This window comes from Novosphingobium organovorum (genome assembly GCF_022832435.1).
Taxonomy (GTDB): domain Bacteria; phylum Pseudomonadota; class Alphaproteobacteria; order Sphingomonadales; family Sphingomonadaceae; genus Novosphingobium; species Novosphingobium organovorum.
The window spans coordinates 451-943 of the sequence record NZ_JALHLF010000248.1; the positions used below are offsets into that span (position 1 = coordinate 451).

Sequence of the window (493 nt, forward strand, 5' to 3'; positions counted from 1 at the left end):
GTTCGCCGCGATCCGCGCCGCGCGGGTGGGCGGGGCCTTCTGGGCGCCACCGGCCCCTGTTGCCGGGCGCGGGCCGGTCATCGATCGCACCGCCGGATCGGGCGGGCCCGAAGTCGATCCCTGGTCGTTACTGGACCATGCGCAGACCCTCATCGCGCAGGGCGACGACGAATGGATCGCGCTCGCGCGGATCGCGGGGCTGGATGTCGAGGTCGTTTCGCCCGGTCGCCATGGTTTGCCGGGCGAGGATGCGGCCGTGCTCGATGCGCGGATTGCCGCGCAGCTCATGGCCCCGGCCTACCGCGATCCCTTCACCGGATCGCCCGCCGACATCCTTTCGACCATTGCCCTGCTGGCCGACTGGCGCCGCACGCTGGCGGGCAACCGGGGCATCGTTGCCGCTTCGGGCATGGCCTGGTGGAAGCGGCGCGAAATCCGCCGCTTCCTCTGGGCGCCGGGCCAGCGCCTGGCCCTGACCCGCCGTCCCGCCGCC

At 73.4% G+C, this 493-nt stretch carries 1 pseudogene; it reads left to right on the plus strand.

Annotated elements, in window-relative coordinates:
- Positions 1 to 493 (plus strand): annotated as a pseudogene (locus MTR62_RS21060) (beta-3-deoxy-D-manno-oct-2-ulosonic acid transferase); the annotation flags it as partial.